Below are 21,200 nucleotides of genomic sequence, written 5' to 3'. Positions count from 1 at the left end.
CCATGGGTGCGAACCCCTTCAACACCGATCTGGACCGCAACCCGGCCAACCATCAGCCGTTGACGCCGCTGACCTTTCTGGAACGCGCGGCCAGCGTCTTTCCCGACCACAAGGCGATCGTGCATGGCGGGATCAGCCGCAGCTATCGCGATTTTTATGCACGGTCGCGGCGGCTGGCATCGGCCCTGACACGGGCGGGGATCGCGCGGGGCGACACGGTGTCTGTCCTGCTGCCCAACGTTCCGGCCATGCTGGAGGCGCATTACGGCGTGCCGATGTGCGGCGCGGTCCTGCATTCGATCAACACCCGCCTGGACGCGGCCACCATCGCCTTTCAGCTGGATCATGCCGGGTCGCGCGTGGTGATCGTCGATACCGAATTCCGGCCACTGCTGCGCCAGGCCTTGGCGCTGACCCGCGTGACGCCGCTGGTCTTGTCCAGCGCCGATCCGGAATGGGCGGGGGTCGCGGATGGGGACGAATACGAAGCCTTTCTGGCCGGCGGCGATCCCGATTTCGCGTGGGTGATGCCCGATGACGAATGGGACGCGATCGCGATCAACTACACCTCGGGGACGACGGGTGATGCCAAGGGCGTCGTGTCGCATCATCGCGGCGCCTATCTGCTGGCGCAGGGCAATGCGCTGACGACGGCAATGGGCCGGCATGCGGTCTATCTGTGGACGCTGCCGATGTTTCACTGCAACGGCTGGTGCTTTCCCTGGACGATGTCGGCGGTGATCGGCACCCATGTCTGTCTGCGACAGGTGCGGGCGGAGCCGATTTGGGCGGCACTGGAGGGTCACGGCGTCACGCATCTGTGTGGTGCACCGATCGTCATGTCGCTGCTGCTGGGCGCCGAGCCGGGCGTCAGGCGCGATCTGAACCGCTCCGTCCATTTCATGACCGCCGCCGCGCCGCCGCCCGAAAAGGTGCTGGCCGACATGCAGGCGGCGGGGTTCGCGGTGACCCATCTTTACGGGCTGACCGAAACCTATGGCCCGGCGGTCGTCAACGAATGGCAGGACGGCTGGTCGGTCCTGCCGCCCTCGGAACAGGCGGCGCTGAAGGCGCGGCAGGGTGTCCGCTATCTGCCGCTGGAGGGGCTGGACGTGCTGGACCCCGACACGATGCAGCCCGTGCCCCGCGACGGTCAGACCATCGGCGAGGTCATGTTTCGCGGCAATGTCGTGATGAAGGGCTATTTCCGCAATCCCGAGGCCACCCGAAAGGCATTCGCCGGCGGCTGGTTCCATTCGGGCGATCTGGGGGTGATCCATCCCGACGGCTATGTCCAGCTGAAGGACAGGTCCAAGGACATCATCATCTCGGGCGGCGAAAACATCTCCTCGATCGAGGTCGAGGAGGCGCTGTACCGCAACCCTGCCGTCGCCGTCTGCGCAGTGGTGGCGATGCCCGACCCGAAATGGGGCGAACGTCCCTGCGCCTTCGTGGAGCTGGTCCCTGACGGGCAGGTAAACGAGGCTGCGCTGCTGATCTGGTGCCGTGCCCATCTGGCCCCCTACAAGATGCCGGCACGGATCGTCTTTTCGTCCATCCCGCGCACTTCGACCGGCAAGATCCAGAAATTCCTGCTGCGTGAGCAGGCCCGGCAGCTTGGCGTGGCGACATGAAGCGTGATCGGTGCCCATCGGGCGGGCCTCTGCGGCGGGGCGGTTAGCATGTATCGCATCCGCCGCTTTGCCGTCCGCCACGCCCGCACCTTCGAATGGGTCTATGTCCGGTTCGAGGCGGCTCTGGTCGCCTTGGACCCGCTGTTCCGGCGCATCGGATATCACCGCCTGGAACGCCCCGTGGCCGCAGTCGAAAAGCTGACCAAGGGTTTGCTGTTCGACTGTCGGATGTGCGGGCAATGCGTGCTGTCTTCGACCGGCATGTCCTGCCCGATGAACTGTCCCAAGAATTTGCGGAACGGCCCCTGCGGCGGCGTGCGTCCCGGCGGCTTCTGCGAGGTCGATCCGCAGATGCACTGCGTCTGGGTGATGGCCTGGGACGGGGCCGCCCGGATGCGGGACGGCGCACGCATCAACGACGTCCAGCCACCCGTGGATCGCAGTGTGGAGGGGTCGTCATCCTGGCTGCGCGTGGCGCGCGAAAAGGCCGCGCGCCCCACTGGCCCGGCGGATGCGCCCCGCGGCACCATGGCCCGCGCCTTTCCGCAGGCCCGCGCCCATGAACCGGCAGCGGCCCCCGTGGCACCCGAGCCGCGCTCGGCGTCCGACGGAAGGCCTCGCCGATGACCAATGCCCCGCCCGTCGATTTCGGACGCTGGCAGCCGTCCTATGATCCGCCACCGCCCGGCCACGTGTCAGGCAGCCGGTTGGAGCGGGTGCTGCGCCAAGGTCGTTTCGCCGTCACCGCCGAGTTGAACCCGCCTGACAGTGCCGACCCCGCCGATGTGTTTGCAGCCGCGCGTCCGCTGGCCCAGGTCGCCGACGCGATCAACGCGACGGATGCGTCGGGGGCGAATTGCCACATGTCATCGATCGGCATTTCGGCCCTGTTGACGCGGGCGGGCATCGGGACGGTCTATCAGATATCCTGCCGGGACCGGAACCGCATCGCGATCCAGGGCGACGTGTTGGGCGCGGCAGCGATGGGGGTGCGCAACGTGCTGTGCCTGACCGGCGACGGGGTGGGCGTGGGCGATCAGCCCGGCGCGCGCCCAGTCTTCGATCTGGACTCGATCTCGCTTTTGCGCACCATCCGCACGATGCGCGACGACGGCGTCTTCCTGTCGGGCCGCCGCATCACCAGCCCGCCACGCATGTTCCTGGGCGCGGCGGAAAACCCCTGCATCACCCCTTTGGACTGGCGTCCCGATCGCCTGGCGAAAAAGGTCGAGGCGGGGGCGGATTTCATCCAGACGAACTATATCTTCGACATTCCGACCTTTGAACGCTTCATGGCCCGCGTGCGCGACCTGGGCCTGGACAAGCGGGTGTTCATATTGGCGGGCGTCGGCCCCTTGGCCTCGGCCAAGGCTGCCCGCTGGATGCGCGACCACGTTCCTGGCGTCCATATCCCCGATGCCGTGATCGCCCGGATGGAGAAGGCCACCGATCCCGGCAAAGAAGGCAAGCGCCTGTGCATCGAGCTGATCCAGCAAATCCGCCAGATCGCGGGCGTCAGCGGCGTGCACGTCATGGCCTATCGGCGCGAGCATCTGGTTTCGGAAATCATCGCCCAGTCCGGCGTGCGACAGGATCATTTGTCGGACTGAGCCTTGTGCGGAACGCAATGCGTCGCCTTTGGCGGTGCCTGTGCCCCGGACATCGGCCGGGCGACAGCAACTGAGGCGTGGTGTTTCGCGATGCCACTGTACTGGATCAGCGCAACTCGGTTTTTTTAAATGGGTCGTCTGGCCATGTTCGCCGCGGAACCGGCTCGCGTCATCGCGTTCCCCAAGCCTTTGACCAATTTAAGTTGATGGAACACCGACCTCCCGCATGCGTTTTCACGCACACAACAAGCAAGGAGCATATCATGGACCATGCACAGCACACTCGCCTGGATGTTTCCGAATATACCGAAGCCGTCCTGACCGGCGCGACCGTCTATGGACCGGGCGACGAGACCGTCGGCACGATCTCGCACACTCATGGTACGGGGCAAGGCGCTCAGGTGGTAATCGACGTGGGTGGTTTCCTGGGGATTGGCGCCAAGCCGGTCTTGGTTCCCGTCACCCAACTGGACTTGATGCGCGATGAGAACCGCGGAGTTCATGCGGTCTGCAACTGGACCAAGGATGAACTGAAATCGATGCCCGAGCATCGCGACTGATCGGTCGCTTCACCTCTGTCCGCGCAAACGATTTTCGCGGGCAGAGGCATGTCTTATGTTTCATACAGTATCGTAATTTTGCAAGATACAGTTCGAAGGATCAGGAACTTGTTGAGAAGGCCATGATCAATTTTCGGCAGGATTTATTTGGTCAACCTATGCCGTCCAACCGAGTGGACAGAAAGCTTTCATCGACGCTCGATGTCTAAAGTCCGAAAGCCCACAGAAGGTGCCGAAACATGCCTGCCTTTATCCAGTACCAGACGGCACAGGGCTATCCTATCAATTCAGATTGCAGAAATGGCGGCAACATAGGTCAGGCAGATAACGACCAGATTTTTTATGCAGGTGTACCTGTTTGCAAACTGAGATCGTCGTCAAAAGCGCAACATTCTTGCACACATGCCGACAATACCAGGAACGCGGATGAAAGAGCGTGGTAGGGGCGGCCGGACTCGAACCGGCACTCATCGCTGAAACGGATTTTGAATCCGCTTGAATAGTCATGATTTGCAACGTGCTAGGCGGGAAACCCACTCAAGACATAGCACGAACGAATCATGAATGCGGGAATTGCATTAGCCCTGCCCGACGATCTCCTTTATCCCCTCGATCTTCTGATTGGCGCATTGCCGCCCGGTCTTCTCCGCCAAGGCGGCGCGCAGCAGTTCGCCCTGCGTCTCGGGCGTCCGGCCCTGCCATCCGGGGCACGGCGTCAGCATGTCGGCCGGGATCGGCGGGGCCACCGGCACCGGGTCAGGGCCACAGCCGGCCAGCGCCAGAGCGCAGATAATCAGGTAGCGCGTCATCGGCTCCATCCTTCTCCTGAAATTCGCGGTCGAGCTGGGCAGCGCCATCGGCCAAGGCCTGCAGCCGCCTGATCGACTGGCGCTGGATCTCGGAAACCCGGGCCTGTTCCACTAGCTGCGCCTCGCGCTGCTCCAGCTTGACGGCCAGCGCGTCGGCCCGTTGCATCTGAAACCAGCCCCAAAGGCCGAGGGACAGCACGACCGCCCCGGCCAGCAGATAGCGGGTCATAGGTCGCGCACGCACATGGCCTGCGAGGCGTTGCGGCGGTTCACCAGACCCTTGAGCGTCCGGCCCGATGCCTTCACCCACCGGTCAAGCTCGGCGCAGGCGCCGGCATAGTCCCCGGCGTTGGCCTTGCGTACCATCGTGGACTTGCAGGCCGCCGAGGTGCCCACGTTATAGCCCAGCTCCAGAATGCTGGCCTGCACGCTGACCGGCACCGCATCATCGACGCACGGATCCATCCGGGCCCAGAACTCGCCCACCTCACGCTTGAGAAGGGCTTCGCATTCCGCGTCGGTCTTGTAATCGCCCAGCTTGACGCCCGCCGTGCTGCCGTAGCAGATCGTCGGCACGTCGCCAGGCACCGGGATATAGGCATAGTTGCGCTTGCCCTCCCATCCCGCGACGAACGGCGTGGCCAGCGCGATGACAGCGGCGGCCACCGCCCCGGTCTTCTTGACGCCCCGGCTGGACGCCTTCCCCTTGAGACACATGGTCAATCCTCCATGTCGCGCTGCGCCCAGATGCGAGCGACGAGGCCCGCAGCGGTGGCGACAGCAGATGCAGCTGCGAAGGTGCCTTGCGACAGCCCCAAGGCCTGCGCGTCATAGAGAGACAGGCCCACCTCGATGGCCGACAGGACGGCGGCCAGCCCCATGAAGCGGACCGACCAAGCGCGGGACAGGATCAGCGCCCAGTTGGTCACGATCACCGCATCCTTCTTGGCGGGGTCTTTGGTGGTTTCGTCGGTCATGGCTTTCCCTTTCGGTTATCGCGAGCGGTTCATCCGCGCGCTGAATTCCAGTTCCTTCGCCATCTCCTTCACCGCGTCCTGGATCGGCGTGATCCGCTCAGCGACGCGGTCCGCCGACTTGCTGTTCACGTCCAGCCGTTCGGTGTTTCGCCGCAGCTCCTCCGCCACCATGTCGTTGGCCTTGGTCAGCAGGTCGATGGATCGCTTGAGGCTGGCGACAGCGTCGGCATCGAGGCCGCCGCGTTCGAGCTTCTCGTGCATCTCGTAGAGCGCGCGCTTGACCTCGTGCGGCTGCGGCGCCCGGTCGGCCGGCGGCTTGCCGCTGGATTTCCGTGATGCGATCCATGGCGCGAGGGTGATGATGCAGGCGGCGAAGGCCAGCCCAAGGCCTTGCCAGAACTGGTTCCAGTCAATCTCAGGCATGCCGCCGTCCTTCTTTCCAGATCTTGTATTCTCGGCCGCAATCTTCCCCGGCAGCCCAAAGGGCGACCCAACAGAACAGGGTCGCGATCACGGCATAGGTGAAGACCCCGGACCCGGCCGGGTTCGAGTGAGCGAATGCCAGAGCAAAGGCGAGGAAGACCTGGCTATTGAGGAACAGGGTCACGACACGCGCGAAGGGCGTCCAGGCGGCGCGTCCATTGACGTGCAGGGCGACGTTGTGAAGGATGCCGGTCAGCAGGTAGACCAGCCCCCAGCTGAACTCCGACATCAGCGTCAGCACACCGCGATAGCCCGCCGTGGCAAAGCTGACGAAAGGCAGCATCAGGAACGCACCAAAGCCCACGGTGTAGAGGGCGATGCACCACTCCAGCCGTCGCTGTCTGAAATTCGTGAACCACCAGGACAGGATCGACATCAGCACGGGCGCCTCGCTTCCCGGACGAACCAGCCCACGACCGCGACGGGCATCAGGGCGAGGAAGCAGATCAGTGCCATATGGTCGAAATTCAGGCCGAGGAACGCCGCGCCGAAGCACCCGAAGGCAACGCCCACAGCATCTAGGACCCCATCCCAGAACAAGGCCCAGGTCCGGTAGTGCCGTTCCAGCATCCAGAACTGGAGGCCTTCCCAAAGGAGGAGGTAGGCGGGCGGAACGATCAGCGCGGCCGTCCACATATCGAGGCCCATGGCGACCACGCCCCAAAGGACGATGCCGACATAGACATGGCCGGCAAGGGTGGCGACCCAATGGTGCGGATCGCGTTGACTGTCTGCGCGCAGCAGCTCGCGGAGCATCTCACGCATCAGATGATACTCCAGGCCAGCAACGTCTCGCCGCTCGGAAGTCGGTTGCGAAACCTGATCTCGCCCGGCCAAGCCGAGAACGAAATGTTCCCGTCCGGCGTGTTGCCGTTGTCCGGCGTGGTTTCAGGGTTCAGGATCGTCACGCTGGCGCCGGTCAGGCCACCGGCCTGCAGGAGCGGCGTGTTCGCCACGTCAAAGGCGAGGAACGCCGCCGCTGGCAGCAGGACCGCCCCCGACCCGATGCCGCCCGGTACGATCGAGATATGCCCACCGCTGCGGGTCATGATCTTGATAGTGCCGTTGCCCCCGGCGGGGGCTGTCACCATGCCGCAGTCAAGTCCACGCTTCCGCCCTTGCCGGTCAATAAGCTGGGTCCATTCCCAGCTGTAAACCCACTTGGTGAAGATCGAGAGAACCGTGTTCTCCCAGGTGACGCGACCCGTGTCCGCGTTCGTGCAGAGGTGGCCGTAGAAGTGGGTATCCTCGTTCACGCGGTTCGCGAAGATGTCACCCCCGGCAGTGTCGAACAGCTGGCTCGGCGTGCCGTTGCTTTCCGCCCAGGTCCGCTGCCCGAAATAGAGTTCTTTCACCTGGCCCAAGCGGGTGCTGAACGCTTCGCGGGTGACATAGCGCAGATCGTCCAGGATGATGCCGCGTGCCGCTGCCGTTGGCCCCGCCACGTCAGCGCCGTTGGTGTTGCCGCTGTCGATGTATTGCACGGCTGGCGCGAAGTCCGGCTCCAGCATCATGTTGGCATAGGTCAGCGTCGACCCGTAGCCGATCGGGTCCTTCATCCGATAGTTGCTGTGATGTTCCGCCCGCAGGATGCAGTCGCGCGAGCGGAAATCGCTGGCGCCCGACTGACCCCGATCATCGGCATAGGTCGCATTCGTGACCCAATCGTAATACGGTGCCCCTGTCCGGTTGCGATCTGGCCCGAGGATAACCCGCGGCAGGCGGCCTCGGATCTCGCAGCGGTGCATCCAGCAGCCATCCGAACCGGACCCCCGGCCATAGTTCGGCCCCGCGTCTGCCCCTGCAGTCGGGATCGGTACCTGCACGCCGTAGATGTCCAGGACGTTCGGCAGGCCATAGGCGTCCGTTACGTCCCAATAGGTGCTGCCGGCGCGGAAATAGCCCAGGATCGAGACATGATCCAAGCCGACATTCGACCGGCAACCGTTGAAGAAGCCGACATCCCAATTCGCGCCCAGGTTCGTGCGGGCCATGTTCGTGTAATCGCAGAAAAGCTCGATCGAGAAATCTTTGTAGGTCGACCCCGCGCCCCAGTTCTCGATGACAGCAGCCAATGCGGGATCATTCGGCGATGCCGCGCTGGCACGATACTTGCGCCGTGTGATGACCCGCTTCGTCGCCGTGTCGCCGATCGCCAGAATGCAGCTCGGCGCGTTGAAGTAGAGGCGATCCTGGATCGGGGACGAGCAGCACATGCCCATGCCCGAGCCCTTCACGATCCGGTTCTCTTTCAGGTTCTGGATGGTGTTGCGCACCGCAAAGGTGCCCCAGCCAATGTTGATGTTGTGCGATGTCGCGAAGGCCCGGCGGATCGACAGCGTGTTGTCGGTGCCGGTCCCGGTGTAGCGGTTGCCGTCCGCGATCGCGCCATACTGCGCCAGATGCACAAACCCATCAGCGTCGGGCAGCGCGCGGAGATAAACCCCGCCGGCAGTCAAGAGGTCTGGATCATCGCCCAGGCCGATGACCTCAAAGGCATAGCCCTCCTTGCGCGTCCGAATGATCGAACCCACGGGATAGGTCCGCGTCGAGGCCAGAAGCACAGGCAGGGTTGGAACTGACCACTCAGTAGCGACTGCCGCCTCCTTGGCTGCCTCCATGGCTTCCGTGGCATAGCGCGGCGCATCGATGGCGGCCTGCAACGCCGCCTCGCCGCCAAGCTCTGAGGCCACGCTCAGCGTCAGCGCCCGACCCTGCCGCTCGGCGAGGTCCTGGATCATCATCGCAACGAGGTCGAAATCACTTTCGATCTGTTCCGGACGAACCCGCCCCTGATCGTTGTAATCACTCCGTTGAAGGTTCGGCACCGCGCGCAGCAGATAGACCAGATCGCCCGCCACCAAGCCGCTGCCGATCACCACTTCGCCCTCGGCTTCACCGATCCCGGTGTGGCCCACACTTGTGATGTCGGCCTCGACGCCATCGCGCACCCGGATAACGCGCAGATGATCCTCGTCCAGCAGAAGGAAGGGGCGGGGGAAGGTGCCTCCGGTTCCGGTGGCGATATAAGGCCCCGCCTTGTTCGTGGTGCTTTCAACCGTCATGCGCAAAAATCCTGTGAAGCTTTGCACAGGACGCTATGAAGGGGATGGCCCCGATATTAGGACCGGCTGGGGACACGCGGGAAAGGGCCGCCCTTAGGGTGGCCCTTCTATGAAGCGCTGCGGTGAGCAGGAGGTCAGATGCCCGCCAGCACACGTGCCTCGTGACGCCAAACTCTTGGCTTCTCGCTATCGATCATCGCACCGCCGAAGTCACTGGAAGCCACGGCGGTCAGCGCCACGTCGATAAAGCTGACTTTCGGCGCATCCATCATCAATCTTTCGATTTCCATTTTTCTCTCGATTGCGGCGTCTTGGGCGCTTTCGTCTGCCCCCTCTGCAAATGCTCTTGCTTCGATCGCATCCAATTCCAGCCACTTGCGAAACAGCGCCATGACCGGCGTCAATTCCGCATCCGCTCTGGCAGGCAGCGCGGCCGGAATGACCAAGGCAGGGGCAAGGCTCAGGATGTCGCGACGCTTCATTGGACACCCCCGATCACCTGACGGTTCGGCCACATGCTGTTGATAAGGACGACCGCACCCCGATCATCGGCAACCGCGCGAGCGTGATCGCGCGCTGCTTGGAGATCCCTGTGCCAGTGTTCGACAAGCCAAGTCCCGTCTGTGAAAAGCGTTTCCACAGCGAAGAGGGTACCGGTGCCAAGCTCGCTGCCGCCATTAGCTTCGCTGTATTGAGACACTTGGACTGAAACTCTGGAGACGCAGCTATTTGACCGCGTGCCGATGTCAATGATGTCGCTCATGCCCTGCCCCCGATCAGCAGGTTGGCGGGGATCTTGCCGCGCAACCACTCCAAGCCTTTCGGGGTGACGAACGTCTCGGGCCGCGCCTTCTCGTCGATGACCTTGGTTTTCACCTCAAAGTAACCACGCTGCCGGTATTCCATCCGGGCGACAAGGGCGCTCCCTTGGTAGAAAAGGAAATCCTGCTTGAGCCAGCGGATGAACAGGTTCGGGCGAGCGCCCAGCACACGGCCTGCGTTCTGCAGCCCATAGAGACCCTCTGCGTTCATCAGGCTGTCGAACGCTTCGACCTTGGGCTGCATGGCGCCAATCAGTGCGTCTTTCCCTTGGCTCTCGATTTGGAGCGCGCGGTTGGCCTCGTACTGCTCTGCCCATGCCCGCGCCGCGGCGCCGGGGTCGGCGAAGTCCGGCAGCGCCAAGGTGCCACTTGCCTTCTGCTCCTCCAGTTCCTGCCACCGATCAACGAGGCGGGCGGTGAACTGCGGGCACAGTTGAGCGACGACGACAAAGCTGTCGCGCTTGTTGACGTGATAAACCGTGCCTGGGCGGCCCCCTGAGGACTTTTCCTGCACCGCAGTAAAAGTCACGATAGCCTTTTCGGAGAGGCGCTCGATCGTGACTTTGACGTTGTCATGCCGCGCCTCGACCAACTCCGCGATCTCGCGGCTGCTCATGGTCGGGTCTGCACCGCCAGAGAGGTGCATCGGGAGATTGCCTTTTCCAGGCTGCTGCTGCATATTCATCGCTGAATTCCTTTTGCTGGGTATTCAATCGAAGCCGTGGGGATGCCAGTCCCTGCGGCTTCACTCGTTTCAGGATGCGCTCTCAAGCTGCACCCCCTTGACGCGCATGGCCACCTCAATGGCCGAAAGGATCTCTGCGTTCATCGACCGGCGGTTCTTCGCGGCCTCGACCTTGATTGCGTCACGCCATCCGTCCGGCATCCGCATCATGAACTTGTCGTCAAGCTTCCTGTTTTGCATGGTGTCCTCTCTATAGTCGCCTAATGCTACTAATAGCCTAATGGTAATATAGCCGTCAACAATTTTATCGCCTAAGGCTATCAATATGTCAGAGACGCAAAATCGAACCCTCACCGAACAGTTCATGGTCCGCCTTCCTGCTGGAATGCGGGACAGGATCAAGGCGGCCGCAGAGAGCAACAACCGCAGCATGAACTCTGAGATCGTGGCGACGTTGGAAGACGCCTATCCAGAAGGTGATGGGGATATTGGGCCGGTCGTCGCCGCTGTCATTGAAGACGGGCAGGAGCGGAGGGTGTTCGTTGGCTCTCACTGGTTTCGGGTCTTCAAGGACGGTTCGTCACTGTTAATCAGGCCGGTGAAGAAGTGATGCGCGCGTCAGCTGTTGTTCTGTCAACAATGCTGCCCATGCTGGTAAAGCCCGCACTTTCTCAGGTGCAGTGCCCCCTGCCCTCGATGGCGGAATGCGCGATCGCCTTTGGAACGTTCAGCAGCCAAATGTCCATAGATTACTGCGTCTCATATCTTGATCATGAATATCGCAATTCGATCATCGAGTATGTGCAGTGCGTCGATGTGGACCCATCGCTGTCTAATGCACAGAAGGATAGGGACACCCAATATGCCATTAGCGTCTATAATCAGTCCATCGAACTTTTTGCATGCCGTCTGAGGGGTGATCCGATCTGCTGATGGCTCAGCGCCCGCTAAGATCCTCCTTAAGCGGCGCCAGGATCTGCCCATCGAGGAGCCAGCGCCAATACGGAAGCGAAGCGCCCGGGATCTGGCGCCTGATCAGAGACACGTCGCCCGCCGAGATGTCCGGGGCTTCACCGGAAACGGCGGCGCCGGCGGACCGGAAGCCCAGCCCCACCAGATCGACGGCATCATTCGCGCGGCCGAAGGTCGGACCCATGAAGCCCGACACAACGTTCCGCGTGGCAAATCGCGAGGCCGGTGCCTTCTGGCTGCTCCCGGGGAACGCCGCGGCCGCACCGCGATAGATGCCAAAGCCGCCCGCCTTCTCCAGTGCATTGTTGACCTCGAACGCGAGGGAGAAGATGCCCGATCGATCCAGCCCCTCGGCGATCCATGTGCCGGGGTTGTCCGAAACCTTGCGGCCGCTCTCCATGTTTTTGAGCCAATAGACGAACGAACCGATCGCGGCCATGCCGACCACTCCGCCCCACATGCGGGTCTGATCTTCCTGCAAGCCTCGCAGCAGCACGCGCTGGTTAGACGCCAGGGCGAAGGACCGGAATTGCAGCAGTGCCCGGCCCGTGGGTGTGTTGGCGAAAACAGGAACGTCACCGATGCCCTTGGTTACGATGATGCTGTCGACATCCTTGTTCACGGCCGACCGCCAGGCGCGAACCATGTGCTCCATCTCCGGCGGCCAGGCGTCGGCATTGGCCACCCGGACCCCTTCAAGGTTCTGGCCATGCTCCCGGAACAGGCGGCCCAGCAGCGGCGCGCTGTCGCGACCGACCCCCAGATATCCCATATACGCCTGCTCGGACTTGGGCAGTGCGTCGAAGCCCTTCTCCAGCGCAGTCTCCGCGTTCTGCAGGATGCGGTTCTGCGACATGGTGGCGGTGATCGTCTTCTGGAAATCGTTCCAATGCAGCAGGCCGGTCATCTTTGTGAAGCCAGTGCCGAGATTGTTCAGGAACCGCTCGAAGGGCGATCCCTGCGAATAAGGGTCGGTCAGTTCGGCCAGCGTGGCCATGCGGGAATTAAGCACCTTTTCGGCGATGGCGCCAGCCTGCTTGGCCTCACGCTTGGACAGCTTCAACCCTTCGGTATTGCGCAGCAGCGGTCCGATGCCGTCCTGCATGTAGGCCTTGAGGCCATGGACCATGGCGGGGCGAACCGCGTCCGTCAGCGACGACACGACCACGCCGCCGAGCGCCGTGACATAGTTGAAGGTGCCGGCCGCCGCCAGGATGCGGGCGTAATTGGTGTGCTGGATATCCGGGCGGAAATTTCCGCGCAGCATGTCCCGCACCGCCTCGATGTCGGCAATATCGCCTTTCTCGCGCGCCTGGAGGGTTTCCAGCTGCTTGGCCTTTTGCTTTGGCGTCAGGTCTGTCCGCGCTTCAAGCTCTGCCTTGAGCTGCGAATAGTCGGCCTGAATTTGGTCGATCTGCGGTTTCATGGTCACCGACCCGAACCGGTTCTGCAGCTCGATATCTGCGGACATGATGCGGGCATAGCGGCGCATGACCAGATCGGCATCGCTTTCGATGAACTTCTCGACCACCTCGTCGGGGATGTGAAAGGTCCGCTCAGCCAAGGGGCCGCGCTTCGTCGGAACCACACCACCGCCGATGCCGCCGCCGTGGGCCCGGCCCGTTACCATGGCATAGACATCCTCGACCACGCTCTCCAGGTAATCCATCCGGTCGGCGTCACTAAGGAAATCGAACTCCCCGCGCTGCCCCAGCTTCGCCAAGTCCGCTTCGATCTTGCCAAGCTTTGCCGCGTCCGCTTCGTCCAACTGGCCGGTTACCCTACCGGTCAGGCGGTCCACCCCGGAACGGAATGCCTGCGCCGCGTCTTCGGTCAAGATGTCGCCCACGCTGCGCGACACGCCGCCCGACAGCGCCTCAGCGTCCGCACGCCGCGCATCTGCGGATCGGATGATGGCCTCACGGGCTTCCTGCAACGCCTTGGTGGACGCCTCGACCTCGCCCGCGCGCGCCTGCGCCATGCCAGTGATCTGGCCATCGAAATGGCGGCGCAGGATCTCTTTGAACTCGGCCTCATTGGCTTCGATCGCCTTGTGGTTCCACAGGCGGCTGAAATAGGTCTCGGCGGTGTCGACACTCACATCCTCTGGCAGCAGGCCCGCTGCAATGGCGCGATCCTTGAGGGGGTCGAAGACGCCGGACCGGATTGCGGCGGCAGCCTTGGCCACCTCCGGGACATCGCTCCGATCGCCGCGGCGCATGGCCATGCCCACCATTTGATTGAACTCGGTCCGATTCATCTTCAAGCCGCCCTTGCGGGCCGCGCTGTAAGCTGCGTCCATCGCCTCGACGGTTTCCCCCAGGGCGCCGCGGGTCCATTCCTTCATGGCGGTCTCGGCGGCGGCTTCACCCTCCCCGGCCATGTTCCGCTTGAGATAGACAGGGTTCTCCATCATCTGACCCGCAATCTCGCGCACCAGCTTGGACGGGCTGTGCATGGTTCGCAGGACGGGGTTCAGCTTCGAGGTGGCCTTTGCCACCTTGCTGGCCGCGCGGCCTTCGACGCTGAAATCGTCCAGCGTGCTGGACGGTGTTGCAGCTGCGCCGACGCTTTCAGGCTTGGCGATGACAGCGAGTTCAGCGTGCAGCGCGTCGGTCGGCACATCAAAATCAGGGCGCGTGGCTTCCTGCAAGGATCGTGTCGCCGCCCGGTACTCGCCCCGGCTCATGACCGCCCCAACCCCACCGCCCAGCAGCGCGCCGAGAACCACCGACCCACCGATCGCGACGGCACTCTCTGCATTGCTGCGCAGCTCCTGCGAGGATTGCAGGCCTGCTTCCTGGATGGCCGCGCCTGCACCGGCGGCGGCGCCGACCGAACCGGCGGACCGGGCCACCGAATAACCGACCTTGCCGCCCGCGCGGATCAGCGCCCCACCCGGCAGAAGCGTGGGGGCATCGACAATGCTGGCACCGATCTCCGCAGCCGTCCCGAGCCACCCCGAAGCCTCCAGCGTTTTCCGGTCCCGGGCCTCCCGATCGATGTCCGCCTTCACCGCAGCCGCAGCAACGGGATTGAACACGTCGATGAAGCTGTCGATCCTGTCTTCATAGCCCTTGATGTCATCAAAGACGTTATAGTCCGGCTGCTTTTCGTCATAGCTGCCGCGCGCGCGAAGCCACGCCGCTTCGGATGTCAGGATCGAACCAATCATGTTCGACTGGCGGGTCGCTGCGCCGATCGTTGCCCCAAAGCCGGGCCCCTCCTGCGCATCCCTCTGCCCCGTGGTCAGCATCTGCGGCGCGATGGGGTTTTCTCTATCGAAGGGCATTGTTGCCTCGCTGGTTCTCAGGCGCGCGCAGGGCGCGGTTTCGCTCGATCAGATGGCGCTGTTCTTCCATCGCCTGCGCCTTGCGCGCGGCGGCCACCTCGGAAGGTGCCGGCGGCTCCGCAGAGAAGCGGAACTGGTGCTGCTGGATCATGCCATCTTCATCCGTGTAATAGAGGACATAGCGCGGCGGGCGTCCGGCGCGCACATCCGCCGCCGTGGTCACGTCCGATTGAAGGAAGACATCGGACGCTTTCAGGTCGTCATCGGCCAGGGCCGCGATGGCCTGCTCTCCGATATAGGAATGCCCTCCGTCCGGCCCCGCCGGATAGGTGACCTCAGGCGGCAGGCGGGTCACGACATTCGCGCCGGTCATGCTGTATTCCGAAGTTCCATAGCGGCGCTTGAAGCGGTCTGAGGCCAACGTCGCCGCCAGATCCTGATCGCCATTGGTGTCGATCAGGCTTTGCTCCAGGATCTCACGATACTCCGACACGGCGGCGGCCTCTTGGATGGGCGTTTCTCCAAGCTTGGGCGTCCGGCTAAAGAAGCCCTCCGAGAAAACTGACCGGGCATCATCGACCGTTGCCTTGTCCTTCAACCATGTCTCGGTCGCCGGGCTTGAAAGCAGCGCACGGCGGTCGGCCATCTTCTCGGGGTTCGACATGTCCATGACGCGCTGCACGGCCTGCTCCGAACTCAGGCCCACGGTGCCGGTCAGGTGGTCATAGAGCGTGGCCATCTCGGCAACCTGCGTGCCGCCGTCGCGGCGCCCCAAGGCATGCGGGTCGATCGCGGCAATCCGCCCCGCCGTCACCAGGGCGCTTTGAACCATGGCGGGATCGCGACTGGTGATCCCTTGCCGCAGCGCGCCGTTGACCGCCGAAGGCACAAGGCCGGTCTGAGAAACGATGCCCTCGACCAATGCCGCCGGGTCTTCGCCCTGCTGGATCGTCTTCGACTGCTCTTTCCACAGCCCGTCCACCCGCTTGCGGCCATCGGTGCTGTAGGGGTCAACAACCATCTGCCCCGCCGTGAAGGCCGTGACATCGGCCTGCGTCTGCTCGATATCCTTGAACTTCGTGGCCCGCGACTTGATCAGCGTGGCCTTGTCGCCATCATCTAGGGGCGATCCCAGGATCTCCCCCTCGGTCAACCGGACATCGTCCGTCGCAATGCGCAGCTGAAAGCTTTCCTTTACCTTGGTCTTCTCGGCATTCGCAGCCGCTTGCTGCTCGGTTCGCCATGCCGAGACGCCGTTCAGCGCAGCCTCGCGAACCTGGTCTGCTTGATAATCAGGACGCGCCGCAATGGCCGATGCCACCCGAGGGCTGAACACGACGCCCCCGGCACCCTCCATGCGCTTGGTGAACTCTGCGTCGGAAAGCTTGTGGATGCCCTCCCAGGTGGAACTGAGCCCTGCGCGGACCTCGGAATACTTCCCGGCTTTCAGATCGCTCATCAGGTCTCGCCCGGTGTTGGCCTTGTAGTCCTGCTGGGCCAGCCACCACGCCCCGCGGTCCTGGTTCTCTGGCGAAAAATCCGCGAACCCGTTGGCGCTGGCCGTGCGATCCCACGTGGCTTGCACGAACTGATAGCGACCAGCAGCGGTGGACGTTCCCCCCGCGCCCTTGCGGCGGGGGTGATCGCTCAGATCGTCGAACTTCTCGCCGCCGTTGATGGTCTGATAATCGGGCGCCTCGGTGCCTGCGATCGTTCCCAGAAGCGCATATGCTTCCTGCGGCAGATCGTTGGCAGCAAATACTGTCGAGCCAAGGTTCTTCGGACCGACGCCCGCCTGCACGTTGGCGATCGCCTCCTTCTCTGCAATCGCAGCCAGCGGCTTGGCCAGCGCGTCATTGGCCACCATAAGATCGGCCGGCGCCATGGTGGCCGCGCGCTGCGCCAGGAACTCGGCAGCGGCCACCGGATCGGCCTCTGCCATGTTGATCGTGGTCATCCGGTAAAGCTCGCTCTCGGACGATGCCATTGCTGCTTTCGTCTGTTCCGACGACCATCCGGCGCGGGATGCTTTCTCTTGGATCTCGCTGCGAAGGATCGAAAGGCTCCTAGGCATGTTGCCGGGATTGACCACCGCGTCATCGACTGCGGCCTGCATGCGTGCGTTAGACTGCCCTTCGAGATAGGTGACCCGTTCGGAACCGGCATGCCTATCGATATCGAGCTGTGCACCCTCCAGCCTCTTCTGCATGATCGGCGATGCCATTTCGCGCGCTGCGGGGGAAAGCTCCGCAAGCCGATCATTGTAGGCCTTTTCGAGGTTCTGAACGACTTCCTGACGGCGTTTGACGGCGCTGCCGCCCTTGGCGTTCAGATAGCCGTTATTCGGGTCATGCAGCGCAGTGCGGAGGTCGTTGGAGAACGTGGTATCGATGGCCTTGGCATCGGCTTCATCGACATCAGCCTGCCACTGGTCGAACATGCCGCCGACATCGGCAAGGCCTTGCGCCAGCTGGCCCGCGCCGGTCTGGGGCGCCTGGATCTCGACCGGGGCCGATACTTGGGCGACCTGCTGCCGCTGATAGGTTGGGACGCGCATCGCCATTATGCAAACCCTCGGTTAGCGGCCCATGCCGAATACTTGCTGCCGACCCGTGCCCCGGTGCTGAGCAGAGAGGATGCCGCGCCGAACATCGATTGCGACTTGGCCGAATTGCCCTGCGTCCGGCTGTTCGCCGCCGACTGGAACATGTTGTTGGCCCGGCCCGTGCCGGTCTTTCGGATCGCGAAGGCGTCGTCTTCGATGGCAAGGCGGCTCGTGTCCAGCGTCTCGATCGCTGCGGCGCTGCCAAGATCCACACCATTCGCGGCCATGGCGATTTTCTGCTGCGACAGCGCTGCGGCCCCTGCCCGGCGCTGGCGATCGCTTTCTTCCTCGCCTTGCACCATCAGGTCACGGGCGGCCTGTTCCTGCGCGTTGGCACTGGCCTGCGCGGCGCTGGCCGCCGCCTGGCCGTTTGCCAGCGAGGATGCCGCGCCCACAACGCCGGACGCCGCCTGTGCTGCAGTGCCAAGACCTCCTGCCCCGCCGAAGATCGAGAACAGACCGGCCATGCCGCCAGTGGGTGCGCCTGCCGATGCCAGCGCCAGAGTGAGCGGATCAACGCACATCAGGTTGCCCTTTCAAAATAGCGGAAACGATGCCCGCAGATTACCACATCATCCCGGTCCGGGAAGCTGAACCCCAGCCACTTGAGCCACCGGATCGCGGTCTTGTTCTCCGCCGCGACCAGGTTCCAGAGGCAAGAGAAATCACGGATCAGCCATCCCATCACCGGCTTGCTGCCTTCGATGAACACGCGGCGCGCGCCGGGCTTGTCGATCACCCGCGTTGTCAGCGCCCAGGGGCACCCGGTCAGCGATGACAGCGTGCGGCTGTTGATGGCCACCACCGCCGCCAGTTCCCCGTCGATATAGACCGCGCAGGACCGCCGGGCGCGTTCGATCGAGCGATGCAGCTTGGCCACGGGATCGCCATCGGCCATGCAATCCAGCTCGATCCGGTCGATGGGCCGCAACGATGCCAGAAGATCGGTCAGCACCTTGGGCGTCACCGGCCCGAATTCCACATCCGCCGCCATGTCAGCTTGTCCCGATCGACAGCTCGGGCGAGATCGCCAGAACCGTCATGGGCAGGGGATAGTCTTGGCGCAGCGTCACCGTGCCGTCAGGCCCCCAATAGGCCGAGGCGGTCAGTTCTATCATGCCCGTGGCCATCGGGATGTCGGCCGACAAATCGCCGCCGGTCTGCACCAGCTCATTCACCTTGCCATTGGGAGAAACCAGCTTGATCCCTCGCGTCTTCTCCAGCTGCAGCCGGACCTTGCTGATCTTGTGCGGACGCCCCCGTGTCGAACCCACACCCTGCAGATCGATGGCCGGGGGAAGGTTCTCCATCTCGGAGGTATAGGGCAAGCCCACGTGAACCTTGGACGCGGTGAAGGGCAGCACGACCTGACCGCCGGTCACGATCAGGTCCGCAACGACATCGCCATCTGCCAGGGCCACGACCTCGCGACCCTCCAAGTGATCCAGCCCCGTGATCGTGTCCGTCTCGGCGCCGTCATAGGTCACGCCGCAGTCAACGAAATAGGCATCACGCACGTCGATGAAGTCACGCGCGTCAAACCTCTCGACAAAGCGGCGCTGAACGCCCTCAACCTCGCGCCGGACGATCAGATAGGTCGCATCGCGCGCGCCCTCGGTCACCGTCGCCACGCTTTCGACGGCGCCATCGATCTCCATCTCGGTCCATGCCCAGACCTGGTGCTCGCGCTTGTAGGTGAAGGCCAGCAGCGCGCCATCGCTCAGCACCACCCAGATCAGCGACCAGGGGTTTTTGGCCAGCGACCAATCCACGATGGTCCGATCCTCGAACAGATGCGAGGCGAAGATCGACAGATCGTTGCCGGCATAACCGTCCGTCTCATAGGCATACCGCAGATCTCTCACATTACGACCCGATCGATCAACAAACAGCGCGGTATCATCCGCCACAAGTGGCTTGACCGATGAACTGCCGACATAGCCATATTGAGAGATGATCGGGTTCGTCGCGTCAAACCCGCCATCCGGTCCGGTCACGCTGAACTCGCCCGACGAGGTGAAGACCAGCAATTCCCGCAGTTGCAGCAACGCGCACACGCGGTTCAGGCTTTCGCCGGACATATCGAACTCGGCCCGATCAGAGCCCACCAGGTTCTTGGATCGCGTGAAGTTGGAATAGTCCCCGACCCTGGACATCCAGACCGTCTCGGGCTGATTGACGGATGACGCGAACGCCAGCCGCTGCTGATAGATGGACACGACAGACGGCCAGTTCCCCTCGCCATCGAAGATGTCGCTCTCGACCGGGGGCGTCACCGTCACGTCAGGGGAAATATTGTCGTCGCGGAACGTGGTGCCATCCGTGAACCCGATATAGCCCGGCACGCCGTTCCGCATCCGATAGACGCGATATTCCTCTGCCCCGGCCACGGCCGAGAAGGACACATCGACATAAGCGCCCTCTGCGCTCAGGATTTCCGCAGTGGTGGTGGACCGGATGTCGGACGGGAAGCTTTCCACGCCGTCCACGATGGCGGTCACGCGGTACCGGTATTGCTCGCCCCCAGTCCGGCGCGCAACCACCGTGTCGATCTCCGGAACGGGCACCGCCGGATTGACCGGAACGATCACCACCGACCAATTATCATCCGCGATGCGGGACAGGCGCCGGGGCGCGCGACCGCGATGCGCGATGAACATCACATCGATGCTCTGCACATAGTCGATGGCGTCCAGCTGCGCCGCGAACCAGGGCGTCTCAAGGACGTAATCCGCGCCGCCGGACTGCACCCGCGCGCCGTTCTTCACCACGCCCATCTCATATTCGCCGAACAACAACACGGCCGTGTCGCCTTCATCGCGCGCGAACGGCACCAGGCGGTGCCGCTTGGTGCTGTCCATGACCTCACAGACGAACCGCGTTCCGGGCCGGTTGCTGATCCCGCCGTGAGCCAACACAATCATGTTTCGCGCTTTTCGGAGGCCACTGTCATACCGCTGGAGGTCAATCCTCCCCCAAAGTCCCGGGGAAAGAATACCGGCAGAAAACGATGGGACAAACATTGAAGAAGGCATTACGCCACCCCGCAATATTGATTGGTCCGGAATATCATGGGATAAAGGCGGGACTGAAAGCCGTTGGAGCGGCAATCGGTCCCTGACCAAAACGATGATTGGAACATCGCATGGCTAAGAAGCCCCTTCCCACGATTGAACGTTTGCGTCAACGACTGTCCTATGACGCCGAAACAGGCAAGTTTACGTGGCTTGCACACAGCGGAGATTTGACCCCGAACCAGCAAACATGGAATAAGTGCTGGGCTGGAAAACCTGCCTTCACCTACACATCCAAAAGCGGATACCATTCCGGAAACTTTGACGGGAAATTGCTTTATGCTCATCGTGTCGCATGGGCTATTGTCTACGGATGCTGGCCTGAAGCTGATATAGATCACATCAACGGCGTCCGAAGTGACAACCGTATTATCAATCTTCGAGATGTTTCGAGGACGGAAAATCTCAAAAATAAAAGAGCCAAGCCGGGAACATCGACCGGCCACACGGGCGTGACTTTCTACCGCCGCGATCAAGTTTACGTCGCGCAAGCACGCAGTGGCGGGAAAAACCATTACCTCGGGCGCTTCAAGCGCCTTGACGACGCCATCGCTGCGCGAGCTGAGGCTAATATCAAGTTCGGCTTTCATCCCAATCACGGTCGCTCTTAGCA

Annotated in this window: 24 protein-coding genes; 7 read left to right on the top strand and 17 right to left on the bottom strand. The window is 62.9% G+C overall.

The annotated features are described in order from the left end of the window. The first annotated feature begins 2 nt into the window (after window positions 1–2). The 4 genes from IE00_RS05910 (at window position 3) to IE00_RS05895 (ending at window position 3,804) form a co-directional block, all read left to right on the top strand. Window positions 3–1,634, top strand: coding sequence for an acyl-CoA synthetase (locus tag IE00_RS05910; RefSeq protein ID WP_072296165.1), 1,632 nt, complete (start codon window positions 3–5; stop codon window positions 1,632–1,634). 48 nt (window positions 1,635–1,682) lie between these two features. After that, a complete protein-coding gene (locus IE00_RS05905) occupies window positions 1,683–2,261 on the top strand; it encodes a methylenetetrahydrofolate reductase C-terminal domain-containing protein (protein ID WP_072296164.1) in 579 nt (192 codons plus the stop codon). Then, window positions 2,258–3,244 (top strand): methylenetetrahydrofolate reductase, encoded by a 987-nt coding sequence (locus IE00_RS05900; RefSeq protein WP_072296163.1) that lies wholly within the window; start codon window positions 2,258–2,260, stop codon window positions 3,242–3,244. The genes IE00_RS05905 and IE00_RS05900 overlap by 4 nt, the downstream gene beginning before the upstream one ends. A 263-nt stretch (window positions 3,245–3,507) precedes the next feature. Continuing rightward, a complete protein-coding gene (locus IE00_RS05895) occupies window positions 3,508–3,804 on the top strand; it encodes a PRC-barrel domain-containing protein (protein WP_072296162.1) in 297 nt (98 codons plus the stop codon). A 578-nt stretch (window positions 3,805–4,382) separates the two neighbouring features. Here the strand turns inward: IE00_RS05895 and IE00_RS19695 are convergent. From IE00_RS19695 to IE00_RS20070, 12 genes are all read right to left on the bottom strand, one after another. Beyond that, a complete protein-coding gene (locus IE00_RS19695) occupies window positions 4,383–4,613 on the bottom strand; it encodes a hypothetical protein (protein WP_139291344.1) in 231 nt (76 codons plus the stop codon). Beyond that, window positions 4,561–4,842: a hypothetical protein gene (locus IE00_RS05890; RefSeq protein WP_072296161.1), complete on the bottom strand. Its 282-nt coding sequence runs from the start codon at window positions 4,840–4,842 to the stop codon at window positions 4,561–4,563. The genes IE00_RS19695 and IE00_RS05890 overlap by 53 nt, the downstream gene beginning before the upstream one ends. Beyond that, window positions 4,839–5,330 carry a lysozyme gene (locus IE00_RS05885; RefSeq protein WP_072296160.1) on the bottom strand — a complete coding sequence of 164 codons (492 nt, stop codon included), beginning with the start codon at window positions 5,328–5,330 and terminating at the stop codon, window positions 4,839–4,841. The genes IE00_RS05890 and IE00_RS05885 overlap by 4 nt, the downstream gene beginning before the upstream one ends. A gap of 2 nt (window positions 5,331–5,332) precedes the next feature. Next, entirely contained in the window at window positions 5,333–5,590 is a 258-nt protein-coding gene (locus IE00_RS05880; RefSeq protein ID WP_072296159.1) for a hypothetical protein, read from the bottom strand. A 15-nt stretch (window positions 5,591–5,605) separates the two neighbouring features. Next, window positions 5,606–6,013, bottom strand: a complete 408-nt coding sequence (locus IE00_RS05875) for a hypothetical protein (protein ID WP_072296158.1) — start codon at window positions 6,011–6,013, stop codon at window positions 5,606–5,608. Further along, complete coding sequence (locus tag IE00_RS05870) at window positions 6,006–6,449, bottom strand: hypothetical protein (protein ID WP_072296157.1); 444 nt, start codon at window positions 6,447–6,449, stop codon at window positions 6,006–6,008. The genes IE00_RS05875 and IE00_RS05870 overlap by 8 nt, the downstream gene beginning before the upstream one ends. Beyond that, a complete protein-coding gene (locus tag IE00_RS05865; RefSeq protein WP_072296156.1) occupies window positions 6,449–6,838 on the bottom strand; it encodes a hypothetical protein in 390 nt (129 codons plus the stop codon). The genes IE00_RS05870 and IE00_RS05865 overlap by 1 nt, the downstream gene beginning before the upstream one ends. Then, window positions 6,838–9,138: a hypothetical protein gene (locus IE00_RS05860; RefSeq protein WP_072296155.1), complete on the bottom strand. Its 2,301-nt coding sequence runs from the start codon at window positions 9,136–9,138 to the stop codon at window positions 6,838–6,840. The genes IE00_RS05865 and IE00_RS05860 overlap by 1 nt, the downstream gene beginning before the upstream one ends. A gap of 134 nt (window positions 9,139–9,272) precedes the next feature. Next, window positions 9,273–9,620, bottom strand: a complete 348-nt coding sequence (locus tag IE00_RS05855; protein ID WP_072296154.1) for a hypothetical protein — start codon at window positions 9,618–9,620, stop codon at window positions 9,273–9,275. Continuing rightward, complete coding sequence (locus tag IE00_RS05850; RefSeq protein WP_072296153.1) at window positions 9,617–9,901, bottom strand: hypothetical protein; 285 nt, start codon at window positions 9,899–9,901, stop codon at window positions 9,617–9,619. The genes IE00_RS05855 and IE00_RS05850 overlap by 4 nt, the downstream gene beginning before the upstream one ends. Continuing rightward, window positions 9,898–10,644, bottom strand: a complete 747-nt coding sequence (locus IE00_RS05845; RefSeq protein WP_083554103.1) for a phage antirepressor KilAC domain-containing protein — start codon at window positions 10,642–10,644, stop codon at window positions 9,898–9,900. Before IE00_RS05845 ends, IE00_RS05850 begins: the two co-directional genes overlap by 4 nt. Before the next feature lie 69 nt (window positions 10,645–10,713). Then, window positions 10,714–10,884 carry an Arc family DNA-binding protein gene (locus IE00_RS20070; RefSeq protein WP_205949652.1) on the bottom strand — a complete coding sequence of 57 codons (171 nt, stop codon included), beginning with the start codon at window positions 10,882–10,884 and terminating at the stop codon, window positions 10,714–10,716. 85 nt (window positions 10,885–10,969) lie between these two features. Between IE00_RS20070 and IE00_RS05835 the strand changes: the two genes are divergently transcribed. Together IE00_RS05835 and IE00_RS05830 are read left to right on the top strand one after the other, a co-directional pair. Then, window positions 10,970–11,254: an Arc family DNA-binding protein gene (locus IE00_RS05835; RefSeq protein WP_072296152.1), complete on the top strand. Its 285-nt coding sequence runs from the start codon at window positions 10,970–10,972 to the stop codon at window positions 11,252–11,254. Between the two features lie 38 nt (window positions 11,255–11,292). After that, window positions 11,293–11,577 carry a hypothetical protein gene (locus IE00_RS05830; protein ID WP_072296151.1) on the top strand — a complete coding sequence of 95 codons (285 nt, stop codon included), beginning with the start codon at window positions 11,293–11,295 and terminating at the stop codon, window positions 11,575–11,577. Between the two features lie 4 nt (window positions 11,578–11,581). On the opposite strand, the gene IE00_RS05825 is transcribed toward IE00_RS05830, so the two are convergent. The 5 genes from IE00_RS05825 to IE00_RS05805 all read right to left on the bottom strand — a co-directional run bounded on the left by IE00_RS05825 (window position 11,582) and on the right by IE00_RS05805 (window position 20,437). Next, on the bottom strand, window positions 11,582–14,908 hold the full coding sequence (locus IE00_RS05825) for a hypothetical protein (protein ID WP_072296150.1): 3,327 nt from the start codon (window positions 14,906–14,908) through the stop codon (window positions 11,582–11,584). Continuing rightward, on the bottom strand, window positions 14,895–17,348 hold the full coding sequence (locus tag IE00_RS05820) for a glycoside hydrolase family protein (RefSeq protein WP_205949651.1): 2,454 nt from the start codon (window positions 17,346–17,348) through the stop codon (window positions 14,895–14,897). The genes IE00_RS05825 and IE00_RS05820 overlap by 14 nt, the downstream gene beginning before the upstream one ends. 122 nt (window positions 17,349–17,470) lie before the next feature. Continuing rightward, on the bottom strand, window positions 17,471–18,037 hold the full coding sequence (locus tag IE00_RS05815) for a hypothetical protein (RefSeq protein ID WP_072296148.1): 567 nt from the start codon (window positions 18,035–18,037) through the stop codon (window positions 17,471–17,473). Next, on the bottom strand, window positions 18,037–18,507 hold the full coding sequence (locus IE00_RS05810; protein ID WP_072296147.1) for a hypothetical protein: 471 nt from the start codon (window positions 18,505–18,507) through the stop codon (window positions 18,037–18,039). The genes IE00_RS05815 and IE00_RS05810 overlap by 1 nt, the downstream gene beginning before the upstream one ends. Window position 18,508: 1 nt before the next feature. Further along, a complete protein-coding gene (locus IE00_RS05805) occupies window positions 18,509–20,437 on the bottom strand; it encodes a hypothetical protein (RefSeq protein WP_083554099.1) in 1,929 nt (642 codons plus the stop codon). Window positions 20,438–20,658: 221 nt separating this feature from the next. On the opposite strand from IE00_RS05805, the gene IE00_RS05800 reads away from it, so the two are divergent. Beyond that, a complete protein-coding gene (locus IE00_RS05800; protein ID WP_072296145.1) occupies window positions 20,659–21,198 on the top strand; it encodes an HNH endonuclease signature motif containing protein in 540 nt (179 codons plus the stop codon). Window positions 21,199–21,200: the final 2 nt, after the last annotated feature.

This window comes from Paracoccus sp. SM22M-07 (genome assembly GCF_001887735.1).
In the GTDB taxonomy this organism is placed as follows: Bacteria; Pseudomonadota; Alphaproteobacteria; order Rhodobacterales; family Rhodobacteraceae; genus Paracoccus.
Note: the sequence above shows the minus strand (reverse complement) of the source record. Positions and strands in the feature narration are given on the sequence as shown.

Bases quoted from the DNA above. Each gene is read 5' to 3' on its own strand.
- IE00_RS05910 (WP_072296165.1), top strand. From the start codon at position 3: ATGGGTGCGAACCCCTTCAACACCGATCTGGACCGCAACCCGGCCAAC.
- IE00_RS05905 (WP_072296164.1), top strand. From the start codon at position 1,683: ATGTATCGCATCCGCCGCTTTGCCGTCCGCCACGCCCGCACCTTCGAA.
- IE00_RS05900 (WP_072296163.1), top strand. From the start codon at position 2,258: ATGACCAATGCCCCGCCCGTCGATTTCGGACGCTGGCAGCCGTCCTAT.
- IE00_RS05895 (WP_072296162.1), top strand. From the start codon at position 3,508: ATGGACCATGCACAGCACACTCGCCTGGATGTTTCCGAATATACCGAA.
- IE00_RS19695 (WP_139291344.1), bottom strand. From the start codon at position 4,613: ATGACGCGCTACCTGATTATCTGCGCTCTGGCGCTGGCCGGCTGTGGC.
- IE00_RS05890 (WP_072296161.1), bottom strand. From the start codon at position 4,842: ATGACCCGCTATCTGCTGGCCGGGGCGGTCGTGCTGTCCCTCGGCCTT.
- IE00_RS05885 (WP_072296160.1), bottom strand. From the start codon at position 5,330: ATGTGTCTCAAGGGGAAGGCGTCCAGCCGGGGCGTCAAGAAGACCGGG.
- IE00_RS05880 (WP_072296159.1), bottom strand. From the start codon at position 5,590: ATGACCGACGAAACCACCAAAGACCCCGCCAAGAAGGATGCGGTGATC.
- IE00_RS05875 (WP_072296158.1), bottom strand. From the start codon at position 6,013: ATGCCTGAGATTGACTGGAACCAGTTCTGGCAAGGCCTTGGGCTGGCC.
- IE00_RS05870 (WP_072296157.1), bottom strand. From the start codon at position 6,449: ATGTCGATCCTGTCCTGGTGGTTCACGAATTTCAGACAGCGACGGCTG.
- IE00_RS05865 (WP_072296156.1), bottom strand. From the start codon at position 6,838: ATGCGTGAGATGCTCCGCGAGCTGCTGCGCGCAGACAGTCAACGCGAT.
- IE00_RS05860 (WP_072296155.1), bottom strand. From the start codon at position 9,138: ATGACGGTTGAAAGCACCACGAACAAGGCGGGGCCTTATATCGCCACC.
- IE00_RS05855 (WP_072296154.1), bottom strand. From the start codon at position 9,620: ATGAAGCGTCGCGACATCCTGAGCCTTGCCCCTGCCTTGGTCATTCCG.
- IE00_RS05850 (WP_072296153.1), bottom strand. From the start codon at position 9,901: ATGAGCGACATCATTGACATCGGCACGCGGTCAAATAGCTGCGTCTCC.
- IE00_RS05845 (WP_083554103.1), bottom strand. From the start codon at position 10,644: ATGAATATGCAGCAGCAGCCTGGAAAAGGCAATCTCCCGATGCACCTC.
- IE00_RS20070 (WP_205949652.1), bottom strand. From the start codon at position 10,884: ATGCAAAACAGGAAGCTTGACGACAAGTTCATGATGCGGATGCCGGAC.
- IE00_RS05835 (WP_072296152.1), top strand. From the start codon at position 10,970: ATGTCAGAGACGCAAAATCGAACCCTCACCGAACAGTTCATGGTCCGC.
- IE00_RS05830 (WP_072296151.1), top strand. From the start codon at position 11,293: ATGCTGGTAAAGCCCGCACTTTCTCAGGTGCAGTGCCCCCTGCCCTCG.
- IE00_RS05825 (WP_072296150.1), bottom strand. From the start codon at position 14,908: ATGCCCTTCGATAGAGAAAACCCCATCGCGCCGCAGATGCTGACCACG.
- IE00_RS05820 (WP_205949651.1), bottom strand. From the start codon at position 17,348: ATGTTCGACCAGTGGCAGGCTGATGTCGATGAAGCCGATGCCAAGGCC.
- IE00_RS05815 (WP_072296148.1), bottom strand. From the start codon at position 18,037: ATGTGCGTTGATCCGCTCACTCTGGCGCTGGCATCGGCAGGCGCACCC.
- IE00_RS05810 (WP_072296147.1), bottom strand. From the start codon at position 18,507: ATGGCGGCGGATGTGGAATTCGGGCCGGTGACGCCCAAGGTGCTGACC.
- IE00_RS05805 (WP_083554099.1), bottom strand. From the start codon at position 20,437: ATGATTGTGTTGGCTCACGGCGGGATCAGCAACCGGCCCGGAACGCGG.
- IE00_RS05800 (WP_072296145.1), top strand. From the start codon at position 20,659: ATGGCTAAGAAGCCCCTTCCCACGATTGAACGTTTGCGTCAACGACTG.